Raw genomic sequence first — 23915 nt, 5'->3', positions numbered from 1 at the left:
CGCATTACCGCGAAGCGCGGTCAGGAAACGCCGAGTTCATTGTCGATGAAGTCGAACATGTCATCGTCGTCGGCGTCCTCCAGCTTCTCCGCGATACCGGCCGCGTCGGCCTCGCCCGGCTCCCCGGCGTCCAGCTTGCCGAGCAGGGCCCGGAGCCTGCCGCGCACCTCCGTCCGCTGGTCGTCCGCCAGCGGGCCCGCTGCCAGGGCCGCTTCCAGGCCCGCGAGCTCGGCGGCGAGCCCGCCGGCGCGCGGCCCCTCGGCCCCGTCCGCCGTGCCGCCGCCGCGGGGCAGGGTCTCGTCCAGGTGGGCGGCGAGCGCCGCGGGCGACGGGTAGTCGAAGATGAGCGTCGCCGGGAGCCGCAGTCCGGAAAGGGAGTTCAGCCTATTCCGGAGTTCCACCGCGGTGAGCGAGTCGACCCCCAGTTCAAGGAATCCACGGGTGGCGCCTATTGCCTCGGGGCCGGAATGCCCGAGCACCGTCGCCACATTACCGCGTACCGCGTCGAGCAGGGCCCGCTCCCGGTCCGCTCCGGAAAGCCCCGCCAATTCCCGGACGAGCGCGGGGCCGGTGCCGTTCGCCTCCGCCGCGCCGCCGGAGCGGGCGAGCGCCCTGCCGACCCGGCGGGCGGGGGTGCGGACGAGGTCGGAGAACACGGGCTGTACGCCGTCGGGTCCCGCGGAGGCGCGCAGGGACGCGGTGTCCAGGTGCAGCGGCACGAGCACGGCGGGCGCGTCGGGCCCGGTCAGGGTGACGGCGCTGTCCAGGAGCGCCAGGCCCTCGCGCGTGGACAGGGGGGCGACGCCGCCACGCGCCATGCGCCGCAGGTCCGCGTCGCCGAGGCCTTCCGTCATCTCGCTCTCCTGCGCCCATACGCCCCAGGCGAGCGAGGTCGCCGGGAGGCCCTGGGCGCGGCGTGCGCCGGCCAGGGCGTCGAGGAAGCAGTTGGCGGCCGCGTAGTTGGCCTGGCCGGGGCTGCCGAGGACCCCGGCGGCGGAGGAGAACAGGACGAAGGCGGACAGGTCCAGGTCCGCGGTCAGCTCGTGCAGGTGCAGCGCCGCGTCCGCCTTCGGCCGCAGCACGGCGTCGACGCGCTCGGGCGTCAGGGCGGTGACCACGCCGTCGTCGAGGATGCCCGCCACGTGCACGACGGCCGACAGGTCCGCGCCGCGCTCGTCGAGCAGCGCGGCCACGGCGTCCCGGTCGGCCACGTCGCACGCGGCGACCGTGACCTTCGTGCCGAGGGCCTGGAGTTCGTCGCGCAGTTCACCGGCGCCGACCGCCGCCTCTCCCCTGCGGGAGACGAGGAGCAGGTCGCGCACGCCGTGGTGTGCGGCCAGGTGCCGTGTCACGAGGCGGCCGAGGCCGCCGAAGGCGCCCGTCACCAGGACGGAGCCCTCGCCCCACGGCGTGGCGTCGGTGGTGGCCGGGGCGGCGGCGGTCCTCGTCAGCCGGGGCACGCGTAGCGAGCCGCCCCTGACCGCTGCTTCCGGCTCGCCCGACGCCAGTACGGCACCGAGCGCGGTCGCGTCGACTCCCCCATCGATGTCGATGTCGGTGTCGGTGTCCACCAGGACGAAGCGCCCCGGGTGTTCGACCTGAGCGGACCGTACGAGACCCCACACGGCCGCGCCCGACGGGTCGGGGACCTCCTCGGTGCCGTCGGCGGGGACCGCGCCCCGCGTCACGACGACGAGCCGCGCGGACTCGTACCGCTCGTCGGCCAGCCAGTCCTGCACCACGCCCAGCGCCTCGGCCAACCGCGCCGACACCGCGTCGGGCCGCGGCTCACCGGCGGAGACGCCGCTGTGCCACACCACTGCCTCCGGCACGTCACCACCGGTGGCCACTGCCTCGTAGGAGACGTACGGGACGGGGTCAGCGGACGGCGTCAGGAGCTGCGGCTTCCACTCCACGTGGAACAGCGAGTCGCTCACCGCCCCGCCGCCGAGCTGTTCGGCCGAGACCGGGCGCGACACCAGCGAATCGACGGTGGCGACCACCTGGCCGCTCTGGTCCGCGAGGGTCAGGGACACGGCGTCCGTGCCCGCCGCGGCCAGCCGGACGCGGACCGTCGCGGCGCCCGCCCGGTGCAGCCGCACCCCGCTCCAGGCGAACGGCAGGCCGAGGCCCTCGCGCTCCTCGCCGAGCAGCAGGGTGGAGTGCAGGGCGGCGTCGAGGACGGCGGGGTGCAGGCCGAACGCCGTGGCGTCCGCCGCCTGCTCCTGCGGGAGCGCGACCTCGGCGAACACCTCGTCGCCGCGCCGCCAGGCGGCCCGCAGCCCCTGGAACACCGGCCCGTAGCCGTACCCCGTCCCGGCGAGCCGGTCGTAGAGAGAGGCCGCGTCGTCGATCGGCTCCGCGTCGCGCGGCGGCCAGACGGTGAGGCCCTCGGGCTCCGCCGCGCCGTCCGCGGCGGCCAGGAAGCCGGACGCGTGCCGGGTCCAGGGCCCCTCGGGGTCCTGCGCGTCGCGGGAGTGCACGCTCACCGGGAATCGCCCGTCGGCGTCCTCGGCGCCCACACTGACCTGCAGCTGTACGGCGCCACGCTCCGGCAGCACCAGCGGGGCCGCGAGCGTCAGCTCCTCGAGCACCCCGCAGCCGACCTCGTCACCGGCCCGCACGGCCAGCTCCACGAACGCCGTACCGGGCAGCAGCGCCCGGCCCGCCACCGCGTGATCCGCCAGCCACGGATGCGTCGCCAGCGAAAGCCGCCCGGCCAGCAGGTACCCGTCACCACCGGCCAGCGGCACCGCCGCCCCCAGGAGCGGGTGCCCCGCCGCGACCAGACCGGTCGCCGCCATGTCCCCCGGCGCGCCGACGGCCGCGCGCGGCCAGTACGTGCGGCGCTGGAAGGCGTACGTCGGCAGAGCGACCCGGCGCCGCGCCCCGACCGGGGCGTACAGCGGGGTCCAGTCGACCTCGGCGCCGCGCACGTGCAGCTGTGCCAGGGCGGCCAGGAAGGTGTCCGGCTCCGCGCGGTCCTTGCGGACGGCCGCGACGAGCCCGGCCTGATCCTCCGGCTCGGTGACGGTGTCGTGCGCCATGGCCGTGAGGACGGCGTCGGGGCCCAGCTCCAGGAAGGTCGTCACACCCTGGGCCCGGAGAGCCTTCAGCCCGTCGTGGAAGCGGACCGCCTCGCGGACGTGCCGCACCCAGTACTCCGGATCCTTCAGCTCGGCGGGCTCCGCCAGTTCACCGGTGAGGTTGGAGACGACGGGGAGCGTCGGGTCCTGGTACGTCAGCTTCGCCGCGACCTTGCGGAAGTCGTCGAGCGCCGGGTCCATGAGGGGCGAGTGGAAGGCGTGCGAGACCTTCAGCCACTTCACCTTCCGGCCCTCACCGCGCAGGATCTCCTCCAGGCCTTCGAGGGCACCGCGCTCGCCGGACAGCACGACCTGGGACGGGCCGTTCACGGCGGCCACGCCGACGCGGTCCGCAAGACCGTCGAGCAGCGGCAGCACGTCGGCTTCCGCGACCCGCACAGCCAGCATCGCGCCGCCCTCGGGCAGGGCCTGCATCAACCGCCCCCGGGCCGCGACCAGTTGGGCGGCATCTTCGAGAGACCACAGCCCGGCCACATACGCCGCAGCCAGCTCGCCGATCGAATGCCCGCCCACGATCTCCGGGCGTACGCCGAAGGACTCGGCCAGCCGGAACAGGGCGACTTCCATCGCGAACAGCGCGGGCTGCGCGTAGCCCGTCTGCTCAAGGAGGTCCGCGTCCGTACCGAACATCACGCTCTGGAGCGAACGTTCTATCCACGGATCAACATGAGCGCACACCTCGTCCAGCGCATCCGCGAACACCGGGAACGTCTCGTACAACTCACGGCCCATCCCGATGCGCTGACTGCCCTGGCCGGTGAAGACCACGCCGAGGCGGCCCTCGGCCACCGTGCCGGGCACGAGCGCTTCGAGGCCGGTCAGGAACTCGTCCCGCTCCCGGCCGAAGACCACCGCCCGGTGCTCGTGGACAGCACGCCCCGACAGGAGCGACCAGCCGATGTCGACCGGGTCGAGGGCTTCGTCGTCCGCGACGTGGTCCCGGAGGCGCTCGGCCTGCGCCCGCAGGGCCTCCTCGCTGCGACCGGACACCAGCCACGGCACGGCCGTGACCGGAGCGACCGGCTCCACGACCTCCGCCGACTCCGCGACGGGCGCCTGCTCCACGATGACGTGCGCGTTCGTGCCGCTCACACCGAAGGACGACACACCCGCGCGACGCGGCGCGTCCCCGCGCTCGGCCCACTCACGAGCCTCCGTCAGAAGCTCGACGGCACCCGCCGACCAGTCCACATGCGAGCTGGGGCGGTCGACGTGGAGCGTCTGCGGCAGGACGCCCTCGCGCAGGGCGAGGACCATCTTGATGACACCGGCGACACCCGCGGCGGCCTGGGTGTGGCCGATGTTGGACTTGATGGAGCCGAGCCACAGCGGCCGCTCGGCCGGGCGCTCCTGGCCGTACGTGGCGAGCAGGGCCTGCGCCTCGATCGGGTCACCCAGGGTGGTGCCCGTGCCGTGCGCCTCGACCGCGTCCACGTCACCGGCGGACAGCCCGGCGTTGGCCAGGGCCGCACGGATCACCCGCTGCTGCGAGGGTCCGTTCGGGGCGGTCAGACCGTTGCTCGCGCCGTCCTGGTTCACTGCGGAGCCACGGAAGACCGCGAGGACCTCGTGCCCCTTGCGGCGCGCGTCCGAGAGCCGCTCCAGGAGCAGCAGGCCCACGCCCTCGCCCCAGCCGGTGCCGTCCGCCGCCTCCGCGAACGCCTTGCAGCGGCCGTCGGTCGCCAGCCCGCGCTGACGGCTGAACTCGATGAACGTGTCCGGCGTCGACATCACCGTGACACCGCCCGCAAGGGCCAGGTCGCACTCGCCCTGGCGCAGCGCCTGCGCCGCCAGGTGCATGGCGACCAGGGAGGACGAGCAGGCCGTGTCGACCGTGACCGCCGGGCCTTCGAGCCCGAACGCGTACGACAGACGGCCCGAGACGACGCTCGCGGCGTTGCCGGTGCCGAGGTAGCCCTCGCCGCCGTCGGGGGCGGCGCGCAGGACGTGCTCGTAGTCCTGTCCGTTGGTGCCGGAGAAGACGCCGGTGCGGCTGCCGCGCAGGGTCGCCGGGTCGATGCCCGCCCGCTCGAAGGCCTCCCACGCGGTCTCCAGGAGGAGCCGCTGCTGCGGGTCCATGGTGAGCGCCTCGCGCGGCGAGATGCCGAAGAAGTCCGCGTCGAACTCGGCCATGTCGTGGAGGAAGCCGCCCTCGCGGACGTAGCTGGTTCCGGGGTGGTCGGGGTCGGGGTGGTAGAGCTCCGCCACGTTCCAGCCGCGGTCGTCGGGCATGTCCCCCATGGCGTCCGCGCCGTCGCGCAGCAGGCGCCACAGGTCCTCGGGCGAGCGGACGCCGCCGGGGAAGCGGCAGCTCATCGACACGATCACGATCGGGTCGCCGTCGTCCGGCACGCCCGCTCCCGCCGGGGCTGCGGCCGGGCTCTCGGCGCCCGCGGGTTCGAGGCCGCCGAGGAGTTCGCCGCGCAGGTACTGGGCGAGGGCGGCCGGGGTCGGGTGGTCGAAGATGAGGGTGGCCGGGAGGTGGAGTCCGCCGGCGGCGCCGACGAGGTTGCGCAGTTCGACCGCCGTGAGCGAGTCGAAGCCCAGGTCCTTGAAGGGGCGGGCGGCGTCCACGGTCTTGCCCGCCGGGTAGCCGAGGACGGTGGCCACGCGGTCGCGCACGAGGTCGAGGACCGCCCGCTCCCGCTCCGCCGCGGGGAGGGCCGCGAGCCGCTCCGCGAGCGGGGCCGTGGACAGGTCACCGGCCCGCTCCGGCCCTGCCGCCCGCTTCCCGGACGGGTCGCCCGGTCCGGCCGGTTCGGCGGGCAGGAGCTGGTCGAAGAGGTGGCAGGGGCGCGCCGTCGCGTAGCCGGGCGCGTACTGCTCCCAGACGACGTCGGCGAGGGTGACCGCCGCGGCGCCGCCCGGCGCCGTCGCGTCCGCGAGCGCGGCGGCCATGGCGGCGACGGCGAGGCCGGGCTCCATCGCGGGCATGCCGCTGTCGCGCACGCGCTGCTCCACCACTCCGCCGTCGGCCGCCATGCCGCCGCCGGCCCACGGGCCCCAGGCCAGGGACAGGGCGGGCAGGCCGAGCTCGCGGCGGTGCGCGGCGAAGGCGTCCAGGAACGCGTTGGCCGCCGCGTAGTTGCCCTGTCCGCCGATGCCCATCGAGCCCGCGACGGACGCGAACAGGGCGAAGGCCGTGAGGTGTTCGCTGTCACGCGTCAGCTCGTGCAGGTTCAGGGCCGCCTGGACCTTCGGCCGGAAGACCGTCGCGAACCGCTCCGCCGTCAGCCCATCCAGAACACCGTCATCAAGCACCCCCGCCGTATGGAACACACCGGTCAGCGGCACACTCTCCGGAATCTCCGCGAGAAGCCGCGCCAACGCCTCCCGATCAGCCACATCACAGGCCGCGATCGTGACCTCGACACCCAACCCCTCAAGCTCCGCACGCAGCTCGGCCGCACCGGGCGCGTCCGCACCCCGGCGGCTGGTGAGCACCAGGTGCTCGGCGCCCTCACGGGCCAGCCAGCGCGCCACGTGGCCGCCGAGGGCGCCCGTGCCGCCCGTGACGAGGGCCGTGCCGCTCGGCGTCCACTCCCCCGCCGGGGCGTCACCGGCCACCGTGCGCACGAGGCGGCGTACGAACACTCCCGAGCCGCGCACCGCGAGCTGGTCCTCGCCCGTCGCCGCGCCGACGGCGTCGGCGAGCCGCAGCCGCGCCCGCTCGTCGGGGTGCGGCGGCAGGTCGACCAGACCGCCCCAGCGCTGCGGCTGCTCGAGGGCGGCGACCCGGCCCATGCCCCACACGGGCGCCTGGCGCGGCGCCGTCAGCCGGTCCGAGCGGCCGGTGGCCACCGCGCCGCGCGTGGCGGCCCACAGCGGTGCCGCCACATCGGCGTCGCCCAGGGCCTGGAGCAGGGCGAGCACCCCTTCGAGCCCGGCGGACACGGTCGGGTGGGCGGACCCCTCGCTCTCGTCGAGAGCGAGCAGCGACAGGACGCCCCGCGGCGGCGCCGACTCGCCCTGTACGTCGAGGAGTTCACGCAGCCTGCGGCCCAGCGCCTCGCGGTCGGCCTCGTCCGGGGCGACCGCGATGCGGGTCACGCGTGCGCCGCGCTCCTCCAGACCGGCGACCGCCGCCGCCACCCAGGGGTACGCGTCCTCGTCGGCGGGCACGACCACCCACCACGTGCCGTCGAAGGCCGCCGGGGCGAGGCCCGTCAGCGGCTTCCAGGCCTCCTGGTACCGCCACCGTGCGACCGTGGAGGTCTCGCGCCGCTGCCGCCGCCACGACGACAGGGCCGGAAGCACCTCCCCCAGCGCCCCGCCGTCGGCACCCCCGCCCAGCTCGGCGCTCAGCGACTCCAGGTCCTCGGCCTCCACGGCCTCCCAGAACCGGGCCTCCACCTCGTCGGCGGCCACCCCGCCCGCTCCGGCGCCGGTGGCCGCGAACTCCGTGAGGTCCAGCCAGTAGTGGTCGCGCTGGAAGGCGTAGGTGGGCAGCTCGACCCGGCGCCGGGACTCGACCGGGGCGTACAGCGGGGTCCACTCCACGCCGATGCCGCGTACGTGCAGCTGCGCGAGGGCGGCCAGGAAGGTGTCGGTCTCGGGGCGGTCCTTGCGGACGGCCGCGACCAGGCCCGCCTGCGCGGCGGGTTCGGTGAGCGTGTCATGAGCCATCGCGGTCAGGACCGCGTCGGGGCCCAGCTCCAAGAGGGTCGTGACACCCTGACCGGCCAGCGCCTTGACACCGTCGTGGAAGCGGACGGCTTCGCGGATGTGGCGTACCCAGTACTCGGGGTCCTTCAGCTCGGCGGGATCCGCCAGTTCACCGGTGAGGTTGGAGACGACGGGGAGCGTCGGGTCCTGGTACGTCAGCTTGGCCGCGACCTTGCGGAAGTCGTCGAGCGCCGGGTCCATGAGGGGCGAGTGGAAGGCATGGCTGACCTTCAGCCACTTCACCTTCCGGCCCTGGTCGCGCAGGGTCCCTTCCAGGGCTTCGAGGGCCGCGCGCTCGCCGGAGAGCACCAGCTGCGCGGGGCCATTGACGGCCGCCACACCCACACGGTCCGACAGAAGCGGCAGCACGTCCGCTTCCGTGGCCTGCACGGCCAGCATGGCACCGCCCTCGGGCAGTGCCTGCATCAACCGGCCACGCGCAGCGACCAGTTGGGCGGCGTCTTCGAGGGACCACAGCCCGGCCACGTACGCGGCCGCCAGCTCACCGATGGAGTGACCGCCCACGATCTCCGGGCGTACGCCGAAGGACTCCGCGAGGCGGAAGAGGGCGACCTCAACGGCGAAGAGGGCGGGCTGCGCATAGCCGGTCTGCTCAAGCAGCTCGGCGTCCGCACCGAACATCACGCTCTGGAGCGAACGTTCTATCCACGGATCAACATGAGCACACACCTCGTCCAACGCGTCCGCGAACACTGGGAACGCCTCGTACAACTCACGGCCCATCCCGATGCGCTGGCTGCCCTGACCGGTGAAGAGCACACCGAGACGGCCCTCGACCACCGAGCCCGTGACGGCCCCGCGCCCGCCGGACGCCACCGCCTCAAGGCCGGTGAGGAGTTCCTCCCGGCCGAGCCCCAGGACGACTGCCCGGTGCTCGTGGACGGCTCGGGCCGACAGGAGTGACCAGCCGACGTCGACCGGGTCGAGGCCTTCGTCGCCCGCGACGTGGTCCCGGAGGCGCTCGGCCTGCGCCCGCAGGGCCTCCTCGCTGCGACCGGACACCAGCCACGGCACAGCCGTCACCGGCGCGACCGGCTCCACGACCTCAGCGGGCTCCTCGACCGGCGCCTGCTCCACGATCACGTGCGCGTTGGTGCCGCTCACACCGAAGGACGACACACCCGCGCGACGCGGCGCGTCCGCACTCCCGGCCCACTCACGAGCCTCCGTCAGAAGCTCGACGGCACCCGCCGACCAGTCCACGTGCGTGCTCGGCCGATCCACGTGCAGGGTCGGCGGCAGGACCCCCTCGCGCATGGCCATGACCATCTTGATGACGCCCGCGACACCGGCGGCCGCCTGGGTGTGGCCGATGTTGGACTTCACCGAACCCAGCCACAGCGGCCGGTCCTCGGGGCGCTCCCGCCCGTAGGTGGCGAGGAGGGCCTGGGCCTCGATCGGGTCGCCCAGGGTGGTGCCGGTGCCGTGCGCCTCGACCGCGTCCACATCGGCGGCCGCGAGCCCGGCGTTGGCCAGGGCCGCACGGATCACCCGCTGCTGCGAGGGTCCGTTCGGGGCGGTCAGACCGTTGCTCGCACCGTCCTGGTTCACGGCGGAACCCTTGACCACCGCGAGGACCTCGTGGCCGTTGCGGCGCGCGTCCGACAGGCGCTCCAGGAGCAGCAGGCCCACGCCCTCGCCCCAGCCCGTGCCGTCCGCCGCCTCCGCGAACGCCTTGCAGCGGCCGTCGGCGGCCAGGCCGCGCTGACGGCTGAACTGGACGAAGGTGTCCGGTGACGCCATCACCGTGACGCCGCCCGCGAGGGCCATGTCGCACTCGCCCTGCCGCAGGGCCTGCGCGGCCAGATGCAGGGCGACCAGGGAGGCCGAGCAGGCCGTGTCGACCGTGACCGCCGGGCCTTCGAGCCCGAACGCGTACGACAGACGGCCCGACATGACGCTCACGGCGTTGCCGGTGAGGACGTGGCTCTCGATGTCCTGGGGGACGGCGGCCATGCGGGAGATGTAGTCGTCGCCGTTGGAGCCGACGAAGACGCCCGCGCGGGTGCCGCGCAGCGTCGTCGGGTCGATGCCCGCGCGCTCGAAGAGTTCCCAGGAGGTTTCCAGGAGCTGGCGCTGCTGCGGGTCCATGGCGAGGGCCTCGCGCGGCGAGATGCCGAAGAAGTCCGCGTCGAACTCGCCCGCGTCCGGCAGGAATCCGCCCTCGCGGACGTAGCTCTTGCCCGCCCGGTCGGGGTCGGGGTCGTACAGTTCCGCGAGGTCCCAGCCCCGGTCTGCGGGGAACTCGCCCATGGCGTCGCGGCCGTCGGCGACGAGCCGCCACAAGTCCTCGGGCGAGCGGACCTCGCCGGGGAAGCGGCAGCTCATCGAGACGATCGCGATGGGGTCGCCGTCCGTGCCGACGGCGGTGGCCACCGGTGCGGGCGCGCCACCGGTCTCCGGCGCGGCACCGAAGGCCTCCTCGCCCAAGTAGGCGGCGAGGGAGGTGGAGTTGGGGTAGTCGAAGACCAGCGAGGCGGGCAGGCGCAGGCCGGTGGCGGCCTGGACGCGGTTGCGCAGCTCGACGGCGGTGAGCGAGTCGAAGCCGAGCTCGCGGAAGGCGCGGCCCGGGTCGACGGCCTCGGGTGAGGAGTGGCCGAGCACGGCGGCGGCCTGGGTGCGCACGAAGGCGAGGAGGGCGGTGCCGCGCTCGGTGCCGGGGAGCGGGGCGAGCCGCCGTATCCAGTCGGGGCCCGTGACGGCGTGGCCCGCGCCCGCCTCCGCGGGAGCGGGGTCGGCGGACCGCCCGCGCACCTCGGGGAGGGTGTCGAAGAGCCGGTTGGGGCGGGCCGCGAGGAAGCCGGGCAGGAAGGTGTCCCAGTCGACGGCGGCGACGAGGACGGTGGCGTCGCCGCGTTCGACCGCGTCCCGCAGGGCGGCGACGGCCGGTGCGGGCGGCATCGGCGGCATGCCGTCGCGGCGTGAGCGGTCGGCGCGCACCGCCGTGTCGGCGAGCCCGGCGCCGTCCCAGGTGCCCCAGGCGACGGAGGTGGCGGGCAGGCCGTCGGCGCGGCGCTGCTCGGCGAGCGCGTCGAGGTAGGCGTTGGCGGCCGCGTAGTTGGCCTGGCCCGCGTTGCCGAGGGCGCCGGACGCCGAGGAGTAGAGGACGAACGCGTCCAGGTCGAGGTCGCGGGTGAGGTCGTGCAGGGCGGTGGCCGCCGGGGACTTGGGGCGCAGTACGCCGTCGAGACGCTCGGGGGTGAGTGCGTCGACGACACCGTCGTCGAGGACGCCCGCCGTGTGGATCACGGCCGTCAGGGGGGTGTCGGCGGAGATGTCGTCCAGGAGCCCGGCGAGGGCGTCGCGGTCGGCGACGTCGCAGGCCGCGACGGTGACGCGGGCACCCAACTCCTCGATTTCGGCGCTCAGTTCGGCGGCGCCGGGCGCGTCGGGGCCACGACGGCTGGTGAGGAGGAGGTGGTCGGCGCCCTCGCGGGCGAGCCAGCGCGCCACGTGGCCGCCCAGGGCGCCCGTGCCGCCGGTGACGAGGACGGTGCCGCGCGGGGTCCAGCGGGTGTCGCGGGTGAGGTCGGCGCCGGTCGCCTCGCCCCTGACGAGGCGGCGCGCGAAGACCCCGGAGCCGCGCACGGCGAGCTGGTCCTCCTCGCCGCCGTCGTGGGCGGCGGCGAGGATCGCGGCGAGCCGGGTGCCCGCCCGCGCGTCGTGGTCGCGGGGCAGGTCGATGAGCCCGCCCCAGCGGTCGGGGTGTTCGAGGGCGACGACGCGGCCGAGGCCCCACAGGTGGGCCTGGAGGGGGTGGTCGAGGCGGTCGCTGCGCCCCGTCGAGACAGCGCCCCTGGTCAGCGCCCACAGCCGGGCCGTTGCGCCGGTGTCGCCGAGGGCCTGCACCAGGGCGAGGGTGCCCGCGACACCGGCGGGTACGGCCTCGTGTCCGTCGAGGGGGGACTCGTCGAGGCCGAGCAGCGAGACGACGCCGACGGGTTCTGGCGCGCCGTTGTCCGCCGCCCGGCGCAGCAGCTCCGCCAGGTGTGCGCGCGTCGCCTCGCCGGTGTCCAGGCTCAGGACGACGGGTTCGGCGCCGGCGGCCGTCAGCGCCTCGGTGACGCCGGTCGCCCAGGGGTGCGCGCGGGCGGTGTCGGGCAGGACGACGAGCCAGGGCCCGGCCAGACGGGCGGGCGGCAGGGCGGCGCCCGGCAGGGGCTGCCAGGTGGCGCGGTAGCGCCAGGCGTCGATGGTGGAGCGTTCGCGGCGCCTGCGCCGCCATGCGGAGAGGCCGGGCAGGACCTCGCTGAGGGCGCCCTGCGCCACGTCGCCGAGGGTGGAGGACAGTTCGTCGACGTCCTCGCGCTCGACGGCCTCCCAGAAGAGGGCCTCGGCCTCGTCCGTGGCGGCGGCGAGCGGCGTGGCGCCGTCGGTCCGCTCCTCGGTCAGCCAGTAGTGGCGGCGCTGGAAGGGGTACGTGGGCAGGTCCACGACGGTGCGCTCGCCGGGCAGGAGGGCCTGCCAGTCGAGTTCGGCGCCGTGGACGTGGGCTTCGGCGAGCGAGGCCGCGAGGCGGTCGGCGCCCCCGTCGTCACGCCGGAGGGAGCCGAGGGTGGCGGCCTGGCTGTCAGTGGCGTCGATGGTGGCCTGCACCGGGACGGTCAGGACCGGGTGCGGGCTCATCTCCAGGAACAGACCGTGGCCCTCGGCCAGGAGACCGCGCGTGGCGTGCTCGAACAGGACCGTCTGACGCAGGTTGCGGTACCAGTAGCCCGCGTCCATCAGGGTGTCGCCGGTCAGCCAGTCGCCGGTGAGCGTGGAGTACAGCGGTACGTCGGGGGTGCGGGGCGCGACCGGGGCGAGGACCCGCTCCAGGTGCTCCTCGATGGCTTCGACGTGCGCGGAGTGCGAGGCGTAGTCGACGGGGATGGTGCGGGCGCGGATGTCGCGGGCCACGCACTGCGCGACCAGCTCCTCCAGGGCCGCCGCGGCACCGGAGACCACGACGTGCGCGGGGCCGTTGACCGCCGCCACGGACAGGTCGTCGCCCCACTGGGTGAGGATCTCGCGCACCTGCCGCTCGGGCAGCGGTACGGAGACCATGCCGCCGAGGCCGGAGAGTTCGATGATGGCCTGGCTGCGCAGGGCCACCACCCAGGCCGCGTCCTCCAGGGACAGCGCGCCCGCGACGCACGCGGCGGCGATCTCGCCCTGGCTGTGGCCGACCACGGCGGCGGGCTCGACCCCCGCCGCGCGCCACGCGGCGGCGAGGGACACCATCACGGCGAACAGGACGGGCTGGACGACGTCGACGCGGTCGAAGTTCCCGCCGTCCAGCTCGTCGAACAGGTCCCAGTCCACGAACGGGCCCAGGGCGTCGGCGCACTCCCGCATGCGGGCGGCGAACACCGGGGATTCGTCGAGGAGTTCACGGGCCATCCCGGCCCACTGCGAGCCCTGGCCGGGGAAGACGAACACGGGTCGGGCCGCCCCGGGGACGGCGCGGCCGGTGACCGCGCCCCCGGCCCCGAGGTCCCCGTCCGCGAGGCGTTCGAGCCCCGCGAGGAGCTCGTCGCGGTCACGCCCGAGCACGACGCCGCGGCGCTCGAACCGCGAGCGGGTGACGGCGAGGGACCAGGCCACGTCGAGCGGTTCGAGACCGGGCCGCGCGAGCAGGCGCTCGCGCAGCCGGGCCGCCTGGGCCCGCAGCGCGTCCTCGGACTTCGCCGACAGGGCCAGCGGCACGCGGCCGGAGATCACCGAGGACAGACCGGAGCCACCGGCCGGACCGAACCCGCCCGACGCACCGGCCCCGCCCGGCTGTCCGAACGCATCGGGCTGACCGAACCCGCCCGGCAGACCGAACCCGTCCCGCGGACCGAACCCGTCCCGCGGACCGAACCCGTCCGACGGACCCACCCCGTCCAGCAGACCGGCCCCGCCCGACGCACCAGCCCCGTCCAACTGCCCGGCCGCATCCGGCTGACCGACCCCGTCCGCCGGGCCGAACACCCCCGGCTCACCGGACGCATCCGACCGCCCCGCCTCGTCCGGGCGACCGGACACCTCCTCCTGGGCGGTCACGTCCGACGGGACGGCCGCGCCCGACGGGACAGCCGCACCCGGCCCGTCGGCCCCGTCCGCCTGACCGCCCGCCTCGGTGGACGACGGCACCTGCTCCAGGATCAGGTGCGCGTTCGTGCCGCTCATGCCGAACGACGAGACGCCCGCGCGCCGCGGCCCGTCCGCGCGCTCGGGCCACTCCCGGGCCTCCGTGAGGAGTTCGACGGCGCCCGCCGACCAGTCCACGTGGCTGCTCGGCTCGTCGACGTGCAGGGTCTTCGGCAGGACGCCCTGGTGCATGGCCTGCACCATCTTGATGACTCCGGCGACACCGGCGGCGGCCTGCGTGTGGCCCACGTTGGACTTCAGCGAGCCGAGCCACAGCGGCCGGTCCTCGGGCCGGTCCTTGCCGTACGTGGCGATGAGGGCCTGGGCCTCGATGGGGTCGCCCAGGGTGGTGCCGGTGCCATGGGCCTCGACCGCGTCGACGTCGGCGGCCGCGAGGCCCGCGTCGGCGAGGGCGGCGCGGATGACGCGCTGCTGCGCGGGCCCGTTGGGGGCGGTCAGGCCGTTGGAGGCGCCGTCCTGGTTCACGGCGGAACCACGGACGACGGCGAGGACCTCGTGGCCGTTGCGGCGCGCGTCCGAGAGCCGCTCCAGGACGAGCATGCCGACGCCCTCGCCCCACGCCGTGCCGTCCGCGCCCTGCGCGAACGGCTTGCAGCGGCCGTCGGGCGCCAGGCCGCGCTGGCGGCTGAAGGCCAGGAAGGAGCCGGGCGACGCCATGACCACGACGCCGCCCGCGAGGGCGAGCGCGCACTCGCCCTGGCGCAGCGCCTGGACGGCCAGGTGCAGCGCGACCAGGGAGGAGGAGCAGGCGGTGTCGACCGTCATGGTCGGGCCCTGGAGGCCGAGGGTGTAGGCGATGCGCCCGGAGGCGACGCTGGCGGCGGTGCCGGTGACGAGATAGCCCTCCAGGCCGTCACCGGCGTCGCTGAGGCGGGGCCCGTACTCCTGGGTCTCGGCGCCGACGAACACACCGGTGCCGGAGTCGCGCAGCGACGCGGGGTCGATGCCCGCGCGCTCCAGGGCCTCCCAGGACGCTTCGAGCAGCAGGCGCTGCTGCGGGTCCGTGGCGAGGGCCTCGCGGGGCGACAGGCCGAAGAAGTCGGCGTCGAACTCGCCCGCGTCGTGCAGGAAGCCGCCCTCGCGGACGTACGACGTGCCGGGCCGGTCGGGGTCGGTGTCGTACAGGGCGGAGAGGTCCCAGCCGCGGTCGGCGGGGAAGCCGGAGATGGCGTCCACCCCGTCGGCGACGAGCTGCCAGAGCTCTTCGGGGGTCTCGACGCCACCGGGCAGGCGGCAGCTCATGGCGACGATGGCGATGGGCTCGTCGTCGGCGCGGCGGGCCGCCGGGACGTAGCCGTCGTCGGCGCTGTCGAACAGCTCGGCGCGCAGATGGCGGGCGAGCGCGTCGGCGGTGGGGTAGTCGAAGACGGCGGTGACGGGCAGCTTGAGGCCGGTGGCCCGCTGGAGGCGGCGGTGCAGCTCCACCGCGGTCAGCGAGTCGAGGCCCAGGTCGAGGAAGGGCCGGGACAGATCGCCGGAGAGGCGCTCGCCGTCGGCGCCGCCGAGGACCGCCACGACCTCCCCGGTGACGACGGCGCGCAGCCGCCGCTCCTGCTCCGCGCGCGGGCGGCCTTCGAGGGCGGCGCGCAGGTCCGTCGCCGGGGCGGGGGCCGCCGGGTCGGGGGCGTCGTCCGCGGCGGGGACCACCGGACGGGAGGCGTCGTCCGCCGCGGGGGCCGCCGCGCGGGAAGCGTCTTCCGGGTGCGGCCGGGCCTCCGGGTGAGAATGGGCTGCGATTTCCTCGAAGTCGCTCATTGTTCCACTCCGTAGCACCGGCCGTGATGGCTTTCAGAATTGCCTGACTGTAGGCCGGGGTATGACCCCGTCCGTGTACGCGGGGAAAATTCAGGGAGTGCGCTTCGGAAATCAATCTCCGTATTCCTGGACGCACTTCAGATAAATTTGCCCACAATACCGTTGCACGGTAACAGCGCGCATCCGCGAGCCCCACCCCTAATAACCCCCTACCGGGCCGTGGGGCCGGGCAGATACAGGGGTGTTCGGGATTCCCGCCCGCCTCTAGGGTCAGCAGCGTGGAATACGCTGTCCGGGTTGAGAATCTGGTGAAACAGTACGCGGCCAACGCACGCCGCGTGGTCGACGGTCTGAGCTTCGAGGTGCACCGGGGTGAGGTCTTCGGCCTGCTCGGTCCCAACGGCGCGGGCAAGAGCACGACGGTGGGCATGATGACCACCCGGGTGCGGCCCACGTCGGGCGAGGTCCTGATCGACGGCGTGGACGTCGTCGCACGGCCGAGAGAGGCGAAGCGGGTGCTCGCGGTGGTGCCGCAGCGCAACAACCTCGACCGCTCGCTCTCGGTGCGGCAGAACCTGCTCTTCCACGCCACCTATCACGGCATCCCGCGTGCCGAGCGGCGGCGCAGGGCCGATGAGCTCCTGGAGCAGATGGGCCTGGCCGACTACCGCAAGTCGAAGGTCGACGACATGTCCGGCGGGCAGGTGCAGCGCGTGATGATCGCGCGGGCGCTGATCCACCGGCCGAGCGTGCTGTTCCTGGACGAGCCCGCGACCGGACTCGACCCGCAGGCGCGCCTGTTCGTGCACGAGCGGGTCGCCGAACTCGCCGAGCGCGGCGTGACGGTGGTCGTCACCACCCACGACATGGACGAGGCCGCCAAGCTCTGCGACCGCGTCGGCATCGTGGACCGGGGCACCCTGCTCGCCCTGGACACCCCCGAGGGCCTGGGCACGCTGCTGCCCGCGCACTCGACGCTCGCCCTGACGGTGCGCTCCGCGCAGGGCCCGGCGCCAGTGGCCAAGCTGCTCGCCGATCTGCCGGGGGTGCGCCAGGTCGACGAGGTCGACCCGGAGGCGCCGCCCGCGGACGCCTGCCGGTTCCGCATCTACACGGACACCGAGCCGGTCGAGGCGCTGCAGCCGGCGCTCGCCGCGCTCACCGAACGGGACTACCGGGTCACGGATGTCGGCATCGGAAAGGTCTCCCTGGAAGACGTTTTCCTCCACCTCACCGGAAAGAATCTGCGATGACAGCGACGACTGCGACAGCTTCGGCGACTCAGGCTTCGCGGCCCTCGCGCCAGATACACACCTTCCGCGCCATCATGTGGCGCGATGTGTTCGTCGCCCTGCGCCAGTTCCCCACGTTCATCGGCCAGGCCATCATCCAGCCGTTCTTCACGCTGTTCGTGTTCGGCGTGCTGCTGAGCGACGCGGGCTATGTGGACGGCGACTACAGCTCCGTGCTGCTGCCCGGTGTGCTCGCCCTGAACGGATTCCTCGGCGGCATGCAGAACACGGCGCTGCCGCTCGTCGTGGACTTCTCGTACACGCGTGAGATCGAGGACCGGCTCCTTTCGCCCATCTCGTTGCGTCTGGTGGCCGTGGAGAAGATCCTTTTCGGTGCGCTGTACGGATTCGTGGCGTCGCTGATGATGACGCCGGTCGGCATGGTGCTCCTGGACCTGTCGTGGCCGATCAGCCGGACGGTGCCCGCCCTCGGGATCGCCGCGCTCGGCGCGCTCGCCGGGGCGTCGATCGGCCTGTGCCTGGGGACGTCCGTGAGCAGCGACAAGGTGGACGTGATGTTCACGCTCGTCCTGATGCCGCTGCTGTTCACGGGCTCGACGCAGTTCCCGCTCGTGGCGCTCGACGAGGTCCGCTGGTTCCAGGTGATCTGCGGCGCCAACCCGCTGTCGTACGCCAGTGAGGGCATGCGGGCGGTGACGTCGCCGAACGTGGAGCACGTGCCGCTGCCGATCACGCTGATCGTGCTCGTCGGTTCGATCGCGCTGTTCGCGGCGATCGGCATCCGCGGCTTCCTGCGGCGCGCGCAGTCGTGACAGGCGCGGGCGGAACGCCCTGAGCGCACACGGACGAGGAGCGCACGGAAGAAGGGCCCCGGAGCAAGTGCTCCGGGGCCCTTTCGCGTGCCGTGGTGGCCGCGGCCGGTCAGTCCTCGGGCAGGTCGATCGGCGCGAGCGAGGCGAACAGGTCGCCGGGGCCGGGGTTCAGCGGCTGGGTGGCGCCGCCGAGGTGGCGAAGGACGCCCCAGTAGGCGTTGAGGCCGGTCGTGACGGCGCCCTCGGCGAAGCCCGCGGTCCAGGAGACGTCGTCGCCCGCGAGGAAGAAGCCGCGCTGGTCCCGGGCCAGCCCGTCCTGCATGAAGTGCGTGAACAGGCGCCGCTGGTAGCGGTAGTGGCCCGGCAGGTTCGCCTTGAAGGCGCCCTGGAAGTGGGGGTCGGTCTCCCAGGTCACCGTGCGGGGCGGCGCGATGACGCGGGAGCGGATGTCGACGTCCGGGTAGATGGCGGCGAGGGCGTCCAGGACGCCCTCCAGGCGCTCCTCGGCGGTCAGCGGGGCCATCTTCAGGGAGTCGTCGTTCCAGGTGTACGACAGGCACATGACGCCGGGGCGCTCGGGTCCCTCGTCGAAGAGGTAGACGCCCCGGGGCATGCGGTCGGTGAGGGTCGTGCTCATCACCTCGCGGCCGGTGCGCGGGTCGCGCTCGCGCCAGAAGGGGCGGTCGACGAGGACGAAGAGCTTGGACGAGCCCATGTAGTGGCTGCGCTCCACGGCCGTCCACACGGGGGTGGGCAGCAGCGCGGGGTCGCAGCGGACGTTGGTGACCAGGGTCCGCTTCTGCGGGGTGAAGACGGCCGCCGGGTAGGTGTGGGCGGTGCCGTCGTGCCCGTGGACGGTGATGCCGCGCGGGCCGCGCTGAAGGCGGGCGACGCCGCCGCGGGGGCCGCCGCGGTGCAGCGACTCCAGGGAGGTGCCGGCCGGCCAGTGCGCGAGGTCGTCGGGGGCGTGCGACCACAGGCGCAGCGGCAGCTGCTGGGAGCCGCCGACGACGAGCTGGTGGTCGTCCTCCGCGCCGGTGTAGACGACGCGCAGGATCTCCAGGATGGAGTTGGGGAAGTCGGTGTCCCAGCCGCCCGCGCCGAAGCCGACCTGACCGAATATCTCGCGGTACTTGAAGGACTGGAAAGCGGGCGAGCGGGCGATGAAGCCGTAGAAGGACTGGTCGTCCAGGGCGCGTACCAGCGGGTTCCAGATGGCTTTGATGGCGGCGGTGTCGCGGCGGCGGATCGCGTCGTCCATGGCGAACAGCTCGGCGTGCTCCTGCAGGGCCTTGTCCCAGGCCATGCCGACTTCCTGGTAGACGTCGGGGAGCTCGCCCGCGTGCCGGGCGTAGTGCCGGTCGTCGCCGAGGGCGACGACGGTGGAGCCGCTGGCCTCGGTGAGCGGGTTGGGGAAGGGCCGGGTGCGCAGGCCGACGAGGTCCATGTAGTGGCGCAGGGCCGTCGCCGACGCGGGGAAGCGCATGGCGCCGAGTTCGGCCACGGCGTCCGGGCGGCTCTCGAAGGCGGCGGAGCGCATGCGTCCGCCGACCGGGCCCGCCTCGTGGACGACGGGCCGCAGCCCGAGGCGCATCAGCTCGTACGCGGTGACGAGGCCCGAAATCCCCGCCCCGATCACGGCGACGGGCGTGCCGAACTCCGCTGCCGGAATTTCGCCGAGGCCGTGCGGGCTCGCCAGCCATTCGTCGTACGCGAAGGGAAAGTCCGGGCCCAGCATGGTGATGGAATCTGCTGTTCCGAGACGCGAACTACCGTTGAGGGCAACCAACGGATACTCCTCTGACCGTGGTGGAGGCCGGCCCGGCGGACGTTCCAGACGGCCGCGGGGGGGGAGCCGGGCTGCGGCAGCAGGAGGTGGGTCCGCGATCAGCACGGCCCGTGACCCTGCCCCACGGGGGCCGGTCGGGCCCGCGAATCGCCTCCGATACACGGCACGTCTGACGGTGCCCTTGATTATCTCGGTGCCTTCGGGGGACGGAGAAACCCCTCAACATCCCCTTACGGCTCCTAGAGGCACATGGCCGGCACACCCGGAACCGCGCGCGGTCACTGTTGCGTTCACTCTCGGAGCACAGTAACGCGCTCCCGAACGAGGGTTCTCAAGGGGCACGAAATGTTGCACGGGACGCAATGAGTACTTTAGTAGCGCGGCTTCGATCCTGAAGACTGTACGAAACTCAGGGGCCGCCTTGAAATGATCTATGGTGGCCGCACCACACGCCCGGATCAGTTCCCGCGTGCCGAATTGTTCAACAATCACTATCCAGAGGAGGCCTCATGCATCCAGGGCCGGACAGCCGAAGGTTCGCGGTGCACGACCACCGTCCGGGCGCCGCGCCCGATGGAGCCCGGCTGGAGCCGATGGCCCTGGAGGTGCGGCGCGCGGACGGCGCCGGGACGCCCCCGCACGAAGGGGCGCCCGGCCACGAGCGCCTGCTGCGGGTCGAGCGCCACGCGTGCCTCGCGGTCGTCTCGGACGACGGCTCGGCGGACCGTTTCCTGGACCGGCTGCTCGACGACGGCGGTCCGGACCGCCGCGTCACCGTGCACGGCGTGGACGCCCGGACCGATCCCGATGCCCTGCGGCGCCTCGTCGGGGTGGTCCCCGCGGGCATGCCGTTGCCCGAAGTGCCCGTCCACGATGCCCTGATGGCCGCCGGTCTGCGCCGAGGTCTGCCCCCGGAGACCGCCGCCGGGCGCGCCACGGACTTAGCGGAAGCCCTGGGCCTGCGGGCCGTGGAGCGCACGTCCGTGGCCCGGCTCACGCCGGGCCAGCGCTCGCGCACCGCTGTCGGCTGCGCGCTGCTGCACGTGCCGAAGCTGCTGTTGCTGTGCCGCCCCCTGGACGACGTGGACGAGGTGTCGGAGACGATCCTCCACCGGGTGCTTCGCCGCTACGCGGCGTCGACCGGGACCGTGGTGTTCTCCTCCGGTTCCAGGGAGGTCGCCCGGCGCATGACGGACCGTCTGTTCATGGTCTGTGACGGGCAGGTGCGCTGCGGCTGTCTGCCGACCGCCCGCTGACGGAGCTCCGCACCCTCGCGCCCGCAGGGGCGACGACCGCGGCCGCCACCCCCCACTGGTGGTCATCAGCGGTCAGCACAACGTTGTCAGAACGCCACGGGCGGCTCAGCACGCCGTGTCCGCCAGCAGATCGTGCGGGAGATCCTTGCGGCGGGAGACGTTCAACTTCCGGTAGACCCGCGTCAGATGCTGTTCGACCGTACTGACGGTGATGAACAGCTTGCGCGCTATCTCGCGGTTGCTGTGCCCGAACGACGCCAGGGACGCCACGCGCCGCTCCGCGTCGGTCAGTTCCTCCGCCGGGCAGGCCTCGTCGCCCCGCGCCGGGCGCTCCGCCGCACCCGCCTCGCCGTCGCCGTACGGCAGCAGCTGTTCGCACAGCGTCTCCGCCCGCGCGTCGCGCGCGATGCGCCACGCCCGCCGCGCCATCATCCGCGCCTGGCCCAGGTCGCCCAGGGCGTGATGGGAACGGCTCAGCGCCCCCAGGGCCCGCACCAGTTCCAGCCGGTCCTCGCACTTCTCCAGTTCCTCGATCGCCTCGTGCAGCGCGTGGTGGTGCCGCCGCAGGCCCGACACCTCGGCGAGCACGCGCAGCGTCTGGGCGCGGGTGCGGGACTGCCCCGGGCCGCACTTGGCCAGTTGCTCCCTGACGAGCCGGTCGGCCTCGGCCTCGCCGCCCGTGCGCAGGTGCATCTCCGCGGCCGCCGACCGCCACGGCACCAGCGCCGGCTGGTCGATGCCCCAGCGGGTCATCAGCTCGCCGCAGGTGAGGAAGTCGTCGAGGGCCGGGCGCACCCGCCCCATGGCGGCGTAGAGCTGACCGCGCGCATAGCTGAGTTCCAGGCCGTAGCGGGTCTCCGGGAGGCCTTCCGGGATGTGGTGGTCCAGATAGGCCATGGCCTGCTCGTACTGGCCCATCGCGGTGTGCGCCGAGACCAGGGTGGCCAGGATCGAGCCGATGCCGACGCCCCAGCCCTGGGGCGAGATCCACGACAGGGCGGTGAGCGCGTACCGCACGGCGTCCGGCGCGCTGCCCTGGCGCAGGGCGATGGTCGCCCTGATCGCGGACAGCGGCGCCTGCCAGCCCGGCCCGCCGAGCCGGGTGGCCTCGCGAAGGAGCGCGTCGCACCAGTGCGCGGCCCGGCCGAGACGGTCGCAGTAGATGAGGACCGACAGGGCGGCGGTGAGCGTCTCCAGGGTGGCGTCGCTCAGCCGGGTGCCCTGCAGGACGGTCTCGGCGAGGTCGGCGGCGTGCGGGTCCACGCCGCGGGACAGGACGGCGTTGAGGGCGGCGCCGACGCGGCCGCGGGCGTCGCAGCCCGGTGTCGTCAGGACGTCCCAGGTGCTGTGCGGCGCGGGCCAGTTGTCGGCGCCGATGCGCTCGCGCAGCGTCGGGTAGGTGGTGCGCACCGCGCCGGACGCCAGGTAGCCGCTGACGGCGGAGGCGCCCTCGTAGGCGACTTGGCCCTTGCGGGCGACCTCGGCGGCCTCGTCGAACCTGCCCTGCCACAGCAGGCCCGAGATCAGCACGGGCACGGCCTGCTCGGCGAGCCAGCCCTCGTCGAAGGCGGCGCGCAGCGCGCCCAGGTGCGGTCCGAGGGTCGAGGGCCGCACCCGCCAGGCGAGGCGGGCCAGTTCGGCGAGGATCTCGCTGCGCCGCTCCCCGCGCGGGCAGCTCTCGTCGGCCAGGTGGAGGCAGGCGATGGCGAGCGAGACGTCCTCGTCGCGCCGGGCGCGGGTGGCCGTCTCCCACAGCACGTCGAGGGACTCGGCGCCCTCGACCTCGCCGGTGGCGACGATGTGCCGGGCCACGACGGGCGGTTCGGCGCCGTGGCGGCGCAGCAGCAGGGCCGCGCGCCGGTGCAGCCCGATGCGGTCCTCGCGCGCCAGGTCGTCGAGCACGGCGGTCCGCGCCAGGGGGTGGCGGAAGGCGCCCTCGTCGGTGAGACCGGCCGCCGCGAGCGCGCGCAGGCCGCGCGCGACGGTCTCGCGGTCGAGGTCGAGCAGGTCGGCGAGCGTCGCCTCGGACGCGGCGTCGTCCAGGACCGCGATGCCGCGGGCGACGGCGAGGACGGCGTCCTCGCCGCGGTGCAGGCAGCTGAGCACGGACTGCCGGTAGGCGTCGCCCGCGGGCACGGTGCGCCCGGTGGGCAGGGCGTTGCCGGTGCCGGACCCGGTGGCCCGCTGGTCGTGGTCGAGCGGCCCGTGGGCGAGCAGGTCGTGGATCAGGGCCCGCACCAGGAGGGGGTTGCCGCCGCTGAGCCGGTGGACGTCGGGCGCGAGGCCGTGTGCCGCGGCCTCGTCGAGGTGCGCGCGCAGCAGCTCCGCCGTGCCGGACTCGCCGAAGGTGGTGAGCCGCAGCTGGGTCAGGCGGGGGTGGCGCAGCAGTTCCGCGCTGAACATGGGCCGTTCGGCGTGCGGCCCGGTCCGCAGGCCGAGGACGATCACGACGGGCTTGGCCCGCAGCTCCCGCATGGCGTACTGCAGGCACTGGAGGGACGGGATGTCGGCGTACTGGACGTCGTCCACGAGGACGGCCAGCGGTCCGCCGCGGGCCAGGGCCCGCAGGGCCATGGTCAGGGACCGCATCACATGGGCGCGTACGTGCTCCTCGCGCTCGCTGTCGGGATCGCGGAGCATGGCGGTGAACTTGGCGTCGTCGAGCAGACGCGCCACGCGCGCGGTCGCTCCGGCGTCCTGCTCCGCCACCTGGTCGGCGTGGAGGAGCAGTTGACCGAAGACCGCCATGGGCGTGGTGCGCTCGGCCCGTAAACCCGTCGCCTTGAGCACGGTCAGGCCTCGGGCCTCCGCCTCGTCGGCGACGCTGTTCAGCAACTCGCTCTTGCCGGTGGCCACCGGACCTCTTATCAACACAACACGGGAAGGCCGCTCCGCGCTGTTCGCCAGAACGTCCTCCAAGAGAGCCCACTCATCGACTCGCTCGACCAGGCTCATAGTGCGGTTTCCTCCCCGTAAGAAATTATCGCAAACTGCACTGGGCGCCTTATTCGCATATCGCACTCATCAAGTTGCCTCAGGAGCCTGAAGCAGGATACCAGGGCATATTCCAAATATCTCCGCCGGGGCTCTTGGGGCACTCAGTCAACAACACAACTATGACT

Annotated in this window: 6 protein-coding genes; 3 read left to right on the top strand and 3 right to left on the bottom strand. The window is 73.9% G+C overall.

Annotated elements, in window-relative coordinates; translation table 11 throughout:
• Window positions 1-20 precede the first annotated feature (20 nt).
• The gene (locus C9F11_RS34290; RefSeq protein WP_212767851.1) at window positions 21-15683 is read right to left on the bottom strand and encodes a type I polyketide synthase; all 15663 of its coding nucleotides are present in this window, start codon (window positions 15681-15683) and stop codon (window positions 21-23) included.
• 308 nt (window positions 15684-15991) lie between these two features.
• Here C9F11_RS34290 and C9F11_RS34280 point away from each other — a divergent pair, with 308 nt between their 5' ends.
• Together C9F11_RS34280 and C9F11_RS34275 are read left to right on the top strand one after the other, a co-directional pair.
• Complete coding sequence (locus C9F11_RS34280) at window positions 15992-16936, top strand: ABC transporter ATP-binding protein (protein WP_212767850.1); 945 nt, start codon at window positions 15992-15994, stop codon at window positions 16934-16936.
• Window positions 16933-17748, top strand: coding sequence for an ABC transporter permease (locus tag C9F11_RS34275; RefSeq protein ID WP_138963057.1), 816 nt, complete (start codon window positions 16933-16935; stop codon window positions 17746-17748). Before C9F11_RS34280 ends, C9F11_RS34275 begins: the two co-directional genes overlap by 4 nt.
• Window positions 17749-17857: 109 nt before the next feature.
• Here C9F11_RS34275 and C9F11_RS34270 read toward each other — a convergent pair whose 3' ends face one another.
• Window positions 17858-19486, bottom strand: coding sequence for an NAD(P)/FAD-dependent oxidoreductase (locus tag C9F11_RS34270; RefSeq protein WP_138963055.1), 1629 nt, complete (start codon window positions 19484-19486; stop codon window positions 17858-17860).
• Between the two features lie 560 nt (window positions 19487-20046).
• On the opposite strand from C9F11_RS34270, the gene C9F11_RS34265 reads away from it, so the two are divergent.
• Window positions 20047-20793 carry a hypothetical protein gene (locus tag C9F11_RS34265; RefSeq protein WP_138963053.1) on the top strand — a complete coding sequence of 249 codons (747 nt, stop codon included), beginning with the start codon at window positions 20047-20049 and terminating at the stop codon, window positions 20791-20793.
• Window positions 20794-20898: 105 nt separating this feature from the next.
• Here C9F11_RS34265 and C9F11_RS34260 read toward each other — a convergent pair whose 3' ends face one another.
• Window positions 20899-23748, bottom strand: coding sequence for a LuxR family transcriptional regulator (locus C9F11_RS34260; protein ID WP_138963051.1), 2850 nt, complete (start codon window positions 23746-23748; stop codon window positions 20899-20901).
• Window positions 23749-23915 lie beyond the last annotated feature (167 nt).

It is taken from the genome of Streptomyces sp. YIM 121038 (assembly GCF_006088715.1).
Taxonomy (GTDB): Bacteria; Actinomycetota; Actinomycetes; order Streptomycetales; family Streptomycetaceae; genus Streptomyces.
Note: the sequence above shows the minus strand (reverse complement) of the source record. Positions and strands in the feature narration are given on the sequence as shown.

What these genes read in the sequence shown, in the direction of transcription:
- C9F11_RS34290 (WP_212767851.1), bottom strand. Translation starts at nt 15,683, where the DNA reads ATGAGCGACTTCGAGGAAATCGCAGCCCATTCTCACCCGGAGGCCCGG.
- C9F11_RS34275 (WP_138963057.1), top strand. Translation starts at nt 16,933, where the DNA reads ATGACAGCGACGACTGCGACAGCTTCGGCGACTCAGGCTTCGCGGCCC.
- C9F11_RS34270 (WP_138963055.1), bottom strand. Translation starts at nt 19,486, where the DNA reads ATGCTGGGCCCGGACTTTCCCTTCGCGTACGACGAATGGCTGGCGAGC.
- C9F11_RS34265 (WP_138963053.1), top strand. Translation starts at nt 20,047, where the DNA reads ATGCATCCAGGGCCGGACAGCCGAAGGTTCGCGGTGCACGACCACCGT.
- C9F11_RS34260 (WP_138963051.1), bottom strand. Translation starts at nt 23,748, where the DNA reads ATGAGCCTGGTCGAGCGAGTCGATGAGTGGGCTCTCTTGGAGGACGTT.